This is a genomic window from Aeromonas sp. HMWF014, assembly GCF_963878295.1.
GTDB lineage: Bacteria > Pseudomonadota > Gammaproteobacteria > Enterobacterales > Aeromonadaceae > Aeromonas > Aeromonas popoffii.
The window spans coordinates 9,449-23,143 of record NZ_CAWNYS010000306.1; the positions used below are offsets into that span (position 1 = coordinate 9,449).

General features: G+C 61.1%; 14 protein-coding genes. 10 read left to right on the forward strand and 4 right to left on the reverse strand.

Translation table 11 applies throughout. From position 1 onward, the window contains the following. The first annotated feature begins 213 nt into the window (after positions 1-213). The 6 genes from phhA to AAC083_RS12615 all read left to right on the forward strand — a co-directional run bounded on the left by phhA (position 214) and on the right by AAC083_RS12615 (position 5,603). Positions 214-1,008, forward strand: a complete 795-nt coding sequence (gene phhA / locus AAC083_RS12590; protein ID WP_108536786.1) for a phenylalanine 4-monooxygenase — start codon at positions 214-216, stop codon at positions 1,006-1,008. Between the two features lie 54 nt (positions 1,009-1,062). Next, positions 1,063-1,416, forward strand: a complete 354-nt coding sequence (locus tag AAC083_RS12595) for a 4a-hydroxytetrahydrobiopterin dehydratase (protein WP_108536787.1) — start codon at positions 1,063-1,065, stop codon at positions 1,414-1,416. 134 nt (positions 1,417-1,550) lie between these two features. Continuing rightward, entirely contained in the window at positions 1,551-3,098 is a 1,548-nt protein-coding gene (tyrR, locus tag AAC083_RS12600; RefSeq protein WP_042035446.1) for a transcriptional regulator TyrR, read from the forward strand. A 200-nt stretch (positions 3,099-3,298) separates the two neighbouring features. Then, positions 3,299-3,847 carry a YfiR family protein gene (locus AAC083_RS12605; protein WP_042035448.1) on the forward strand — a complete coding sequence of 183 codons (549 nt, stop codon included), beginning with the start codon at positions 3,299-3,301 and terminating at the stop codon, positions 3,845-3,847. Next, positions 3,844-5,112 carry a diguanylate cyclase domain-containing protein gene (locus tag AAC083_RS12610; RefSeq protein WP_108536789.1) on the forward strand — a complete coding sequence of 423 codons (1,269 nt, stop codon included), beginning with the start codon at positions 3,844-3,846 and terminating at the stop codon, positions 5,110-5,112. Before AAC083_RS12605 ends, AAC083_RS12610 begins: the two co-directional genes overlap by 4 nt. 2 nt (positions 5,113-5,114) lie before the next feature. Then, entirely contained in the window at positions 5,115-5,603 is a 489-nt protein-coding gene (locus tag AAC083_RS12615; RefSeq protein WP_108536790.1) for an OmpA family protein, read from the forward strand. A gap of 59 nt (positions 5,604-5,662) precedes the next feature. Here AAC083_RS12615 and AAC083_RS12620 read toward each other — a convergent pair whose 3' ends face one another. Beyond that, on the reverse strand, positions 5,663-6,394 hold the full coding sequence (locus AAC083_RS12620) for a TerC family protein (RefSeq protein ID WP_108536791.1): 732 nt from the start codon (positions 6,392-6,394) through the stop codon (positions 5,663-5,665). A gap of 108 nt (positions 6,395-6,502) precedes the next feature. Between AAC083_RS12620 and AAC083_RS12625 the strand changes: the two genes are divergently transcribed. The 3 genes from AAC083_RS12625 to AAC083_RS12635 all read left to right on the forward strand — a co-directional run bounded on the left by AAC083_RS12625 (position 6,503) and on the right by AAC083_RS12635 (position 9,781). Beyond that, positions 6,503-7,618 carry an ATP-NAD kinase family protein gene (locus AAC083_RS12625; protein WP_108536792.1) on the forward strand — a complete coding sequence of 372 codons (1,116 nt, stop codon included), beginning with the start codon at positions 6,503-6,505 and terminating at the stop codon, positions 7,616-7,618. 122 nt (positions 7,619-7,740) lie between these two features. Next, a complete protein-coding gene (locus AAC083_RS12630) occupies positions 7,741-8,019 on the forward strand; it encodes a YfcL family protein (protein ID WP_042035455.1) in 279 nt (92 codons plus the stop codon). A 97-nt stretch (positions 8,020-8,116) separates the two neighbouring features. Next, complete coding sequence (locus AAC083_RS12635) at positions 8,117-9,781, forward strand: AMP-binding protein (protein ID WP_108536793.1); 1,665 nt, start codon at positions 8,117-8,119, stop codon at positions 9,779-9,781. 67 nt (positions 9,782-9,848) lie between these two features. On the opposite strand, the gene cdd is transcribed toward AAC083_RS12635, so the two are convergent. The 3 genes from cdd to AAC083_RS12650 form a co-directional block, all read right to left on the reverse strand. Then, a complete protein-coding gene (gene cdd, locus AAC083_RS12640) occupies positions 9,849-10,742 on the reverse strand; it encodes a cytidine deaminase (RefSeq protein ID WP_108536794.1) in 894 nt (297 codons plus the stop codon). Between the two features lie 186 nt (positions 10,743-10,928). Beyond that, complete coding sequence (locus AAC083_RS12645) at positions 10,929-11,615, reverse strand: LrgB family protein (protein WP_108536795.1); 687 nt, start codon at positions 11,613-11,615, stop codon at positions 10,929-10,931. Beyond that, positions 11,612-11,968 carry a CidA/LrgA family protein gene (locus AAC083_RS12650; RefSeq protein WP_042035460.1) on the reverse strand — a complete coding sequence of 119 codons (357 nt, stop codon included), beginning with the start codon at positions 11,966-11,968 and terminating at the stop codon, positions 11,612-11,614. The genes AAC083_RS12645 and AAC083_RS12650 overlap by 4 nt, the downstream gene beginning before the upstream one ends. 191 nt (positions 11,969-12,159) lie before the next feature. Here AAC083_RS12650 and AAC083_RS12655 point away from each other — a divergent pair. After that, on the forward strand, positions 12,160-13,695 hold a 1,536-nt coding region (locus AAC083_RS12655), incomplete at its 3' end, for a glycoside hydrolase family 36 protein (RefSeq protein WP_108536796.1).

A 13,695-nucleotide genomic window follows, 5' to 3' on the forward strand; every position in this document is an offset into this window, starting at 1 on the left:
GCGGCTCATCGGCCAGCTGGCGGGGTATCTCAACAAGGGGTGACGGGCCGTGCCTTGATTGTGGTTGTCACAAATTATTTACAATTGTCAGCAGCAGCCGACCCCGGGGTCGGCTGCTTTTTTAAGGGACAAACCGTTACAGTGATCCCCATCAGTCAAACGTGAGTCGCCGCTGCTTGGGTTACCGGGCGGGCACACAGGATGGAACCCTTCATGGCCAGTCTCTACACCGCACACCAGCCGGACCCTCAGGGCCTTATCCATTACACGGATGAGGAGCATGGCACCTGGCAGATCCTGATCGAACGTCAGCTCGCAGCGCTCGAAGGCAAGGCGTGTAACGACTATCTGGCTGGGCTGACCCGCCTCAATCTGCCCCGTGATCGCATCCCCCAGCTGGCCCAGATCAACGCCGTGTTGCAACCCGCCACCGGCTGGTCGGTGGCCGCCGTGCCTGCGCTTATCTCGTTCGATCGCTTCTTTGCCCTGCTGGCCAACCGCCAGTTTCCGGTGGCCACCTTCATTCGCCGCCGGGACGAGCTCGACTATCTGCAAGAGCCCGACATCTTTCACGAGATCTTCGGCCATTGCGCCATGCTGACCAATCCCGCCTTCGCTCACTTCACCCATGTCTATGGCCAGCTCGGCCTGCAGGCGAGCAAGGAGGATCGAGTCTTTCTGGCACGGCTCTACTGGTTCACAGTGGAGTTCGGCCTGCTCAATACCCCTGCTGGGCTGCGCATATACGGCGGTGGCATTCTCTCCTCTATTGGTGAGACCGCCTATGCCCTCGGTGGCCAGCCTGTGCTGCAACCCTTCGATCCCATAGAAGTGCTGCGTACTCCGTATCGCATCGACATCATGCAGCCCACCTATTTCGTGTTGCCCGAGCTGGCCGAACTCTACCGTCTGGCTGAGCAGGACATCATGGCCATGGTGTCCGATGCCCGCCGGTTGGGGCTGCGTCCGCCCCGTTTTGCCCCCGCGGGTGATAAACAGGCGAGCTGACTTGACCAGACCTATTTTGTTATCCGATCCCCATTGATGAACAAGGAGAAACCCATGTCCGAACTGGCAAGCCAGCAGTGTGAAGCGTGCCGCGCCGATGCCCCCAAGGTCAGCGAACAGGAACTCGCCGAGCTGATGCAGCTTATCCCCGACTGGCAGCCGCTGGTGGTGAACGGGGAGTTGCAGCTGAGGCGCGAATTCCCCTTTCGCAGCTTCAAGGAGGCGCTGGCCTTCACCAACCGCCTGGGGGAACTGGCGGAGGCGGAGTTCCACCATCCGGCGATCCTGACCGAATGGGGCAAGGTGACCGTCAGCTGGTGGACCCACAAGATAGGCGGGTTACACCGCAACGACTTCATCATGGCAGCGCGCACCGACCAGTTGCTCAGCGATCCGCTGCACAAATAAGCCCCATCCAGTGACTCGGGCCTGTCCGGCGAAAGCGGGGCGGGCCCGCATTTTTATGGGCTGGCGCTCGCACTGGCGGGATCGAGTCTGTATTATCCGGTCATTCATAGAGTTAGCTAGGAAGTGTGTCCCGAATGCGTCTTGAAGTCAGCTGTGAAGACCGCCTGGGCCTGACCCGGGAACTGCTCGACCGTCTGGTAGAGCACAACATCGATCTGCGCGGCATCGAAATCGATACCTCAGGCATCATCTATCTCAACTTTCCCGAGCTGGAGTTTCGTGATTTCCAGCATCTGATGCCGGAGATCCGCCGTATTCCCGGCGTCTATGACGTCAAGACCATCCCCTACATGCCCTCCGAGCGCGAGCACCACGAGATTGAAGCCCTGCTCAAGGCGCTGCCGGATCTGGTCTTCTCCCTCGATGCCAAGGGCAAGGTGACCCAGGCCAACCAGTCCGCCCTCACCACCTTGGCCCTGCCGGTGGAAGAGATACGCGGCATGGCCCTGGGCTCCCTGGTCAAGGGTTTCTCCTTTAGCCGCTGGCTGGAGGCGAGCGAGATCAAGCCACAGACCTGCAAGCTCAGCTTCAATGGCGAAGAGTATCTGGCGGATCTGATGCCACTGTTTGTGGCCGAAGAGAAGGGTCGCCAGGCCCTGGCCGGCGCAGTCGTGGTACTCAAATCTGCCCGTCGGGTCGGCATGCACTTCAGCGCGCTGCACGCGGTGGAAGTGGGGGGCTTTGAGCACCTGCAGGCGGAGAGCCAGAAGATGAAGCAGGTGCTGGTGGAGGCGAGCAAGCTGGCGATGCAGGATGCGCCGCTGCTCATCGTCGGCGAGACCGGCACCGGCAAGGAGCTGCTGGCCCGTGCCTGTCACGGCGCCAGCCTGCGCTCCAGCCACCCCTTCATGGCCCTCAACTGCGCCGCCATGCCTGACAACGTGGCCGAGAGCGAGTTGTTTGGCTACGCTCCGGGCGCCTTTGGCAACAACACCGAAGGCAAGCGTGGCGTGCTGGAGTTGGCCAGCGGCGGCACCCTGATGCTGGACGAGATCGGCGACATGTCTCCCCATCTGCAGACCAAGTTCCTGCGGGTGTTGCAGGACGGGGTGTTCCGTCGGGTGGGGGACGAGCAGGAGGTGAAGGTCAATGTGCGCTTCATCTGCACCACCCAGAAGCAGCTGCTGGATCTGGTGCATGACGGCAAGTTCCGCGAAGATCTTTACTATCGCCTCAACGTGCTGAGTCTGGCGTTGCCGCCCCTGCGCGAGCGCAAGGCGGACATCATGGCGCTGGCCCAGCAGTTCGTCTCCCGCTTCGCCAGCGAATTACAGCGCCCGCGCCCGCGCTTTACCCGCAACATGGCCGAGTACCTGACCGCCTACCGCTGGCCCGGTAACGTGCGCCAGCTGCGCAACTGTCTCTACCGGGCCATGACATTGCTGGAAGGGGACGAGATCGGTCCGGAGCACGTCGATCTGCCGGTGGCCGCCGATGCCATGCCGCTCATCGACGAGTGGTTCGAAGGGGGGCTGGACGAAGCCGTGAAACGCTTTGAGAGCAGACTGTTGGAGCGGCTCTATCCGGCTTTCCCCTCCACCCGTCAGCTTGCCAAACGGCTGGGTGTGTCGCACACCGCCATCGCCAACAAGCTGCGCGAATACGGGATCAGCAAGAAGTAAGCAGATGAATACAGATGGGATAGCGGGGCTCACACCGGGGTGCGCCCCTGCCATGATTGCGACATTGAGTGACGTACCTGCTTGTTCTGTTGGCGGTGCCTTGTCATGGTGCTGATAAACTCAATACTCCTCCACTCCGGCTCACCCTTCGTGGGCGCCAGGCCTTCGCGGGTGCTGGCGTGGGCATAAGCGCAGGCATGATGCACTCTCTTCTACCGGTTCGAATCCTGGCGTGGTTGACGCCGCTGATCTGTTCGCTGGCGCTCGCCACCGAGCCTGTTCCACTCACCTCTGCCGAGCTGCGTGCCGAACAGGTACGCCAGACAGTCCTCGACATTCTGAGCTACACCCGCTGGCCGACCGAGCCCGCTGAGTTGCGCCTGTGCATCACGGCGCCGACGGAATATACAGCCGCCCTTTTTTCCATCAAGCAGCAAGCCAATGGCCGGCCGGTCAGCGTCCGTCGCTACGACGTGGATGATGAGGCGCTGGGGCGGCGCTGTGACGTACTCTACCTGGGGATCTTGGCGCCGGAGCGGCGGCTGTCCCTGTTTCAGCGATTGCAGGATCGTCCGATCCTCAGCATCAGCGAGCAGAGCGCCGAGTGTGTTGTCGACGCCGTGTTTTGCCTGCAGGTCGGGTTGGATCGCGTTCGGTTCCGGGTCAATCTGGATGCCCTTGCCAGAAGCGGGGTGCGGGTGCATCCTGCCGTGCTGAAGCTGGCCAAGGCGGATGAGGGGACACCATGATAGGGCTCTTTCGTCCACGGACTCAGCGGCTAACCTTGCGACAGAGTTTGGGACGCACCCATATGGTTACGTCCCTGACCGCTGTCTGTATGGCCGGTGTGCTGTTGACCGGTATCGCACTGCTGGCTTTGCGTCTCTACGCGGATCACAACCTGGATCTGGTGGCGCGCGCTATCAGCTACACCAGTGAAGCGGCGGTGGTGTTCCATGACGAAGAGGCCGCCAAGGATGCGTTGCAAGCCATAGTCACCCATGAGGATGTGGCGCAGGCCAGCATCTATCTGCCTTCGGGGCAGCTGCTGGCAAGCTGGCGCCGGGCCATGACCACCCCCTGGTCGGGGCTGGAGCAGTATCTGGCAAGGCTGATACTGCCGGGCCCGGTCGATCAGCCCATGATGCGGGGTGGGGTGGAGATAGCCCGCATCCATCTGGTTGGCCACGGCCAGTATCTGCTGCGGTTTCTGCTGCAGACACTGATGGCCATGCTGGTCTGTCTCATCCTCAGTACGCTGGGGGCGCTTTACGTGGCGCGCTGGATGCAAAACTCCCTCACGGTGCCACTCAAGGAGTTGGCGCAGGTGGCTCACAGTGTCAGGCGTCAGCGTATTCTGGCCATGCGGGTCCCCGAGGCGCATATCGCCGAGCTGAACGAGCTTGGTCAGGACTTCAACTCCCTGCTCGATGAACTGGAAGCCTGGCAGGCTCATCAGCAGAGAGAGAACGCCAGCCTGCTGCACCGGGCGACCCACGATGCCTTGACCGGCCTGCCCAATCGTGCTCTTTTCGAGGCCCGTCTGGATCAAGCTGTGACCACGGGGCGCTTGTACGAGGAGTGTTTCGCGCTGCTCTACCTCGATTGTGATCGCTTCAAACAGATTAACGATACCCTGGGCCATGCCGCCGGCGATGACGTGTTGATCGCCTTGGCCAGACGGGTACAACATCAGCTCAGGCCGATGGATCTGGTATGTCGGTTGGGGGGGGACGAGTTTGCTATCCTGTTGACCCCAGTGTTGCAAAAGAGCGAGGTGCAGGATGTAGTAGCCCGCATCCAGCAGGTCATGGCCGACCCCGTGGTGCTGGGGGATGGTCGCCAGCTGGTGGCGGCCATCAGCATAGGCATAGCCCTCTATCCGGATCAGGGGTTGACCGCGGCTGAGCTATTGCAGCAGGCCGATCATGCCATGTACCAATCCAAACGGCTGCGTCGGGAGCCTGCACGCCAAGACCCGCTGGCGTTCGATGTGTCTGCAGAGGAAAAATAATAATGAAGATCCATGTCCTGATGAAAACCGGCCTGATTGGCCTGCTGTTGGGTGTGCTGGTGGGTTGCCAAAGCGCTCCTCACGGCCTGACGGCAGAGCAGATCGCTGTCCTCAAGGAGCAGGGCTTTCGCCTGACCGATGAGGGCTGGACGCTGGACTTCTCCAACCGGGTGCTGTTTGCCACCAACGTGGATGACCTCAACCCCAAGACTCGAGTTCTGGTAGAAAAACTGGGCAAAACCTTGCTGGGTGCTGGCCTGAACAAGGCACGGATTGATGGTCACACTGATACCAGCGGACGCGAGCTCTACAACGACCAGCTCTCCCTTAAACGGGCGAAATCGGTGGCCGAGGTGCTGGTGTCGGTGGGCATGCAGCCGGCCAATCTGGACATCCGTGGTCGCGGTGAGCGGGATCCGGTGGCAGACAACAACACCGCTGCCGGGCGGGCCGAAAACCGCCGCGTTGCCATTGTCATCAGCAACGAATAAGCCGGTTATGTGGATAAAAAAAGAGCGCCTTATGGCGCTCTTTTTTGTGGTTCTGGCATTTACTGCTCGAACTTTTCGCGGTCGTGGTGACTGCGCAGGCGGATGTTGATCATCTCCACCGTCAGCGAGAAGGCCATGGCGAAGTAGATGTAACCCTTGGGAATGTGCAGATTCATCCCCTCGGCCATCAGGGCGAAACCCACCAGGGTGAGGAAGGAGAGAGCCAGCATTTTGATGGTGGGATGGGCATCGACGAAATCACCGATGGATTTGGCGGCAAACATCATGATGAAGACGGCGATCATGATGGCCAGCACCATGACAGGCACGTGATCGGCCATGCCGACGGCGGTGATCACCGAGTCGAGGCTGAACACGATATCGAGGATGGCGATCTGGATCAGGGTGCTGATAAAGCCCGAGGCCGCTTTGCTGACGCTCTGTGGCTCGGCTGCCCCTTCCAGGGTGACGTGGATCTCGTGGGCACTCTTGCCGATGAGGAACAAGCCCCCCAGCAACAGGATGAGATCGCGGCCGGAGATGGCTTCACCCAGCACGGTGAACAGTGGTTCGGTCAGGCGCATCACCCAGGCGAGCGACAGCAGCAGCAGGATCCGGGTGCCCATGGCGAGCCCCAGACCCAGAATGCGCGCTTTCTGACGCTGCGCCTCCGGCAGGCGACCCACCAGGATGGAGATAAAGATGATGTTGTCGATACCCAGCACGATCTCGAGCAGGGTCAGGGTTGCGAGCGCAACCCAGGCAGAGGGATCAAGAACCCATTCCAGCATGATTGAACCTTGGTTAAAAAATTGAAGCAGCGCATTCTAGCAGTCACCACTTGGCTTGTCCCTGCGCCTTGAAAAGATAAAATGGCGGGCGATGTTAGGGAGAAATCTATGTTTCGTTTAGGGCTCATCATTAACCCGGTCGCTGGCATTGGCGGCGCGGTCGGTCTCAAGGGCAGTGACGGCATGGTCGCCGAGGCGCTGGCGCTGGGTGCCGTGCCCAGGGCGCAGGAACGGGCGCGGCAGGCCCTGTTGCCTTTGTGCGATCTGGTCGACTCATTCGAGCTGCTGACAGTGGCAGGAGAGATGGGGGGGACGGTGGCCCGCTCCCTGGGGCTGCCTTGTCGGGTCATCTATCAACCTGCCGGGGAGATGACCTCTGCCGATGATACCCGCCACGCCGCCGAGCTGATGCGCGAAGCCGGGGTCGATCTGTTGCTGTTCGCCGGTGGCGATGGCACGGCGCGCGACATCTGTGCCGCCGTGGGGGAGTCGTGCCATGTACTCGGCATCCCTGCGGGTTGTAAAATCCACTCCGGCGTTTATGGGGTGACGCCAGCAGCCAGCGGTCGGGTGGTGGCGCGAATGATCGCTGGCGAATTGCTCAGCCTGATGGATGGCGAGGTGCGCGATATTGATGAAGCGGCATTCCGGTTGGGCAAGGTGCGGGCTCGCCACTATGGCCAGCTGCTGGTGCCCGGCGATCTGCGCTATGTGCAGGCGGTCAAACAGGGGGGCAAGGAGTCCGAAGAGCTGGTGCTGGCGGATCTCGCCGCCGGTGTGGTGGAGCAGATGGAGCCCGAGACCCTCTATCTGATGGGCTCTGGCAGCACGGTGGCGGCCTGCATGGCCGAGCTGGGTCTGGAAAATACCTTGCTCGGTGTGGATCTGGTGGAAAATGGCCGACTTATCGGGCAGGATCTCAGCGCCGCCGAGATCCTGACCCGGATCCGTGGCCGTCGCTGCCGACTGATCATGACCCTGATAGGCGGACAGGGACATCTGCTCGGACGCGGAAATCAGCAATTGAGTCCAGAGGTGATTCGGTGTGTCGGGCTGGAGCATATCCAGGTACTGGCAACCAAAGCCAAGCTGGCCGCCCTCGCGGGCAGGCCGCTGCTGGTGGACACCGATGATCCGCAATTGAACCGGGCGTTGTGTGGTTATCTGCGCATAACCACGGGATATAAGGATCAGGTCATCTACCCGGTGGCCAGCCCGGAATAGGACGCCAAGGACGCTGTTGGCCTGGCGCCAGAGAGCTGCAATCAACCGGATTGCGGTTCCACTCCCCCGAATAATTTGCCGGCAATTTTTTGCCTGCCACGCTGGAAATGAGGCTGCGTTACATGACGATTCACGATTTTGAGCACACGTTGTTGGGACTGATCGACAGCATGGTTGCCACGGCGACCGAGGATGAGCTGTTTGCCGGTGGCTACCTGCGAGGTCATATCTCGCTGGCGGTTGCCCGGGCCGAGCTGGAAGGCAAGACCCTGCTGCGGGACGTCAAGAGCTATGTGTTGCGCAGCCTCAACGAGGCGATTTTGCAAGGTGAGCTCTCCGAAGAGGATGAGACCCTGGTACAGGCAATGTGGATTCGTTTGCAGCAACACGCAGAAGCTTGATCGGATACACAATTCAAACTGAAGTGTGAGTTTATTCTTCCCTGAAGTTAGTGAAAGGTTAATAATAAGTTTCGCCTTTTGTTTCAGGGATTAAACTATGGCCTCCGCCTCACGCATTGCCAATAAACTGCCGCTCGAGATGCTCTATCACTGGGAGCGGCAGTGTTCTGATCGAACCTACCTGCGTCAAACTATCAACCGCGAATATGTCGACTTCACCTGGGGTGAAGTGGCCGATGAAGCGCGACGAATGGTGACGGCCTTGCGTCACCTCGGTCTGGTGCCCGGTGACAAGGTAGCGCTGCTCTCCAAGAATTGCGCCCAGTGGTTTATCGCCGATCTGGCGATGCAGATGGGGCAGTATGTGAGCGTGCCCATCTATCCGACCGCCAACGTCGACACCATCGAATATGTGCTGCGCCACAGCGAGGCCAAGGCGATCTTCGTCGGCAAGCTGGATGACTGGAAGAGTCAGGAGGCTGGCGTGCCCGCCGATCTGCTGCGCATCGCCTTCCCCTACGACACCATGCCTGCCAGCCATCAGTGGGACGATCTGCTGGAAGCGCACGAGCCTATCCCTGACAGCCCGGTACAGTCCCCTGACTCCCTGCTGAGTCTGGTCTACACCTCGGGTAGTACCGGCAAGCCGAAAGGGGCCATGCTGAGCGTCGAGCGTTACGCCTGGTCGTGCGAGAAGCTGGTGGAGACGGTGGGCCTGAGCCAGGCTGATCGGGGCTTCTCCTACCTGCCGCTAGCCCACATTACCGAGCGGGTTTATATCTATGGCGGCAGCCTCTATGGAGGCGCCACTATCGCCTTCCCCGAATCCCTCGACACCTTTATCGATGACGTCAAACGTTGCCGTCCCACTGTCTTTATCTCTGTGCCCCGGCTGTGGGCCATGTTCCGCATCAAGATCCACGAGAAGCTGCCCCAGAAGAAGCTCGCATTGCTGCTCAAGATCCCGCTCATTTCGGGCCTTATCAAACGCAAGCTGCAAAAGGGACTGGGGCTGGATCAGGCGCGGGTGCTGGGCTGCGGTTCGGCGCCGGTCTCTCCTGCGCTGCTGCAGTGGTATCTGAGCATCGGCCTCAAGGTGACCGAAGCCTGGGGCATGACCGAGAACTACGCCTATTCCACTATCAACTACCCGTTCCGCGCCGACAAGATCGGTACCGTCGGCAAGGCGGGTCTTGGTGTCACCATCAAGATCTCCGAGGAGGGGGAGATCCTCTGCCGCTGCGAGGGGATGATGCTGGGTTACTACAAGGATCCCGAGCACAGTGCCGAGGCCATTGACGGTGATGGCTGGCTCCACACGGGTGACATGGGCAAGCTGGACAGGGAAGGTTACCTCACCATCACGGGCCGGATGAAGGACGTGTTCAAGACCGCCAAGGGCAAGTACGTGGCGCCTGTGCCCATCGAGGGGCTGCTGGGGCAAGAGCCCATCATAGAGCAGCTGTGCGTGATTGGTTACGGCATGCCCCAGCCCATCGCGCTGGTGCAACTGGCCGAGAGCGCCATGAAGGAGAGTCGGGACGCCATCAACGCCCAGCTGGAGGCGGCGCGTAACCGGGTTAACGAGCAGCTGGAGTCCCATGCCAAAATTCGTGGCATTCTGGTGGTGAAGAGCCCCTGGAACATAGAGAACGGCGTACTCACCCCCACCATGAAGATCCGCCGCCACTTGCTGGAGCAGAAATACGCGGACATCGGCGAGGCCTGGTCCTCCTCCCAGAGCATCATCTGGGAATCCTGATCCTAAGCAATCAGCAGAAACAACAAGGGGAGCCGGTGGCTCCCCTTGTTTATGGGCCTCATTTACCTCAGACGGCCTGGTATTCCAGCTCGACCGACCCCAGCGCCTTGAGGGTGGACTGGGCGGAGTCCCGCTGGCTGATCTGGCCGTTTTTGCTCTCCAGCAGCACGGCGCGACGGAGGGTAGCGAGATCTTCACCGTTTAGCACCGCATGGGCGCAGGCCATCTGCATTGGCGGCAGGCTCGGGTTGAAGGCGGCGTTCTCGGCGTAGCGGCCACAGAAGAGGCGGCCATCGGCAAATTGCAGCGCCACGGCGGCATAGCCCTGACTGTAGGGGGCGTAGCTTTGGCGGGCGGCGGCCAGTGCGGCCTGCCAGAGCGGATCCTCGCTCTCGAGCATCAGCTCATCATGGGCTTGCGGGCTCATCAGGGCATCCGTGATGTCGAGATCCGCCGGCCCGAACGAGTGGGGGAGGAAGGATTGCAGGGCGCTCAGATCATCCGGCAGAGAGACTTTCAGGATCTTGGCCGTGCTCAGCTCATTCATGAACTGGCGGCAGTGGCCGCAGGGGGTGTAATTGACCGTGATCTCGCTGATCCCTGTCTCACCGCCCAGCCAGGCGTTGGAGATGGCGGACTGCTCGGCATGAACCGAGTGGAACAGCCCTTGGCCGGTGAACTCCATGTTGGCGCCGAAATACCAGGTGCCGCTCAGGCCACAGGCGATGGCACCGACAAAAAACCTGGAGATGGGGGCCACCGAGCAGGCTGCGGCCAGTGGCAACAGGGCCAGGCGCAGGGCGCGGTCTTCCAGACCTGTGGCGGCTTTCAGGGTGGTCACTTGCTCAGGGGTAAAACGGGCATTGAACTCGCCGCCCTGTTCGGGATCCAGCATGGGCAGCAGCGCCGCTTTGAGCGGGGCGGGCAGAGAATCGAGTGGCTTGGCAAAACGGGGATGCATAGTGTGTCCTCAAAGGCCAATTGGGGGATCATTGTAGGGAGCAAGCTTGGCAAAATGTGTGAGCGTGCTCACGCCCTGACGGGCAAAAGGAGGGGGATGGTAGAGGAAACGTTTGTCTTGCGCAAACTGTGCGTCAGCTCGCACTTGGCGGGCCGCAAGGCCCGCACAACAGCAGAAGGGTGAGACTCAATTCAACCAGTGGTAAATGGCAAACAGCAGGGGAGCCACGGCGGCGGTGAGGATGCCGCACACCACCATGGCGAGCGACGAGAAGGCCCCTTGGGTAATGCCCTTCTCGGCAGAGGTGGCGGTGCCGATGGCATGGGCGCAGGCTCCCATGGCCAGTCCCTGGGCCTCGGGGTCGGTCACCCGCATCAGTTTGAGCAGCGGGTAGCCGATGAGGGCGCCTACAATCCCGGTTACCACCACCACGGCTGCGGCGATGGCCGGAATGCCGCCGAGGGACTGGCTGACGCTCATGGCGAGCGGCGTCGTGATCGATTTGGTGGCGAGCGAGGCCAGCAATGCCGGATCGGCGCCCATAAAATGACCGATCAGCAGGGTAGTACAGACCGAGATCAAGACGGAGGCCAGCGCACAGATTAGGATGGGCTTGAGCCTGACCTGGATCTGGCGGGCCTGCTGGTAGAGCGGCAGGGCCAGCGCTACCACGGCGGGTTCCAGCAACGCCGTGATGGGGCGGGTGCCGCTTTCGTACTGTTCCAGCGGCAGATCAAGCCAGAGCAGCAGACCTATGATGACGGCGGTGGGCACCAGCACAGGGTTGATGATGGGCCAGGGCAGGCGGCGATAGAGGGTTCTGGTGGCAAAGTAGAGCGCCAGGGTCAGGGGAATGGCAAGCCAGAAGATCATCTGTTCATCCTCTGGTAGAGCCGGCCGACCGTGCCGAGGATCAAGACTATCCCGAGCACTATGCAGAGCATGATGAGGCCGAAGGATTGGCGCAGCGGCTCCAGCCAGGCCACCAACCCGACCGCCACCGGCACAAACAGCACCCCCATGTGGCGCAGCAGCAGGCCAGCGCCTAACTCGACCCAGTGCAATTTCACCAGTTGCAAGGAGAGCAGCACAAACAGCAGCAACATGCCGATGATGCTGCCGGGGAAGGCGAACGGCAGTATGGCTGCCAGGGTTTTGCCCGCCAGCAGGCAGGCGACGATGACCATGAAGTCACGAAGGTACAGCAAGGCACGTTGCGCGATCACGTGAGCCCCTACTTGGTAACTGTGAATGAATGGGCAGTTTACCAGAGAGGCAGGGGCGCGACATTAAAACAATAACAGCTGAAATCGGTTCGTTTGAGGCTGATTTTATTGAGGATTTTCTGACTCGACGGGTTTTTTAAACGACCTGGTTCTGAACTGTTTGTTTTGTTGATGAATTACAAGGAGTAGCCATGACATCCCTCTTGTCCCGCGTGCGTCAACTGGCAGCTGATAGCGCTCTGCCCCCGGATCTGTTGCAAACCCGTCAGTGGGAGGGGTCACTGTGTCGGGTCAGACTCGACAACACAGGTCCTGATGCCACGCCGGTCGGCCGCTGGGTGCTGTTTGACGGCAAATTGGGCCTGCCAGTGGAGAGCGCTATTTATGGCGAAGGATTCCAGATGCTGGCCCAGACTATGGGCAGCTGGCAGACCCCGCAGCCGGTGGGCCGTTGCCCCGATGCCAGCGTCTATCACATCAGCGACGACGACGGCTTTCACACTGTCCACAACCTGCTGCTGGTGGAACACGGCAAGGGCTGGCTGCTGCTCGCTTTTGCCAGCTGCCACCGCTTTGGCGGCGAGTTCCGTCTCTATCCGGATGGCCGCCTGCAGATCCTGATGAACTGTGAAGATCGTCCGTTGTTTGCCGGCCAGCACTGGCAGAGCGAGGCGCTGCTCTGCCTGGAGGGGGCGGATCGCGAAGCGCTGCTGGCCGAATTGGCGACCATGATCGCGGCCGAGCACGGCAGCGTGATCGCCGAGGTGGCGACCCGCCCCAGTGGTTGGTGCTCTTGGTATCACTACTATGCACAGGTGAGCGCCGCCGATATTCGCGAGAATCTGGCGGTGCGGGCCGGGTGTTTTCCGGCCCTGCGCTATGTGCAGATCGACGATGGCTATCAGGCGAAGATGGGGGATTGGCTCACTCCTTCGCCTAAGTTCGAACAGGGAGTGGCAGCCCTTGCGGCTGAGATCCGCCGTGCCGGTTGCGAGCCTGCGCTCTGGGTCGCCCCCTTTATTGCCGAGCCGACCTCACAGGTGTTTCAGGATCACCCTGACTGGTTCCTAAAGGGGGATGACGGGCTGCCGCTTCCCTCCGAACGGGTCACCTATGGCGGCTGGCGCTGTACTCCCTGGTATGTGCTGGACGGCACCCACCCCGAGGTGCAGGCGCATCTCGAGCAGGTGTTCAGCACCTTGCGCGAGCAGTGGGGCATTCACTACTTCAAGCTGGATGCCAACTTCTGGGGCGCCATTCATGGCGGCCGCTTCCATGATCCTTGCGCCACCCGGGTCGAGGCCTATCGGTGCGGCATGGCGGCCATTTTGCGCGGAGCGGGTGAGGGCGCCTTCCTGCTCGGCTGCAACGCCCCCATCTGGCCGAGCCTGGGGCTGGTACACGGCATGCGGGTGAGCGATGACGTGGAGCGCAATGGCCACCGTTTTCGCCAGATTGCCCGCGAGACCTTCTGCCGCGCCTGGCAAAACGACCGGCTGTGGGCCCTGGATCCTGACTGCGTCTGCCTGCGGGATCTGCCGAGTCAGCAGGCCAGCCCCACAGAGTACAGCTTCCATCTGGCTGCGCTGGTGGCAAGCGGTGGCATGATGCTGGCAGGGGACCGGCTGCGGGATCTCGATGCAGCACAAGCGGCGCAACTGCATAAATTGCTGGCCCTGTGCGCGGCCCGTACTCCGTCCGCCCGTTTCGAGTCGATGGCGTTTGCC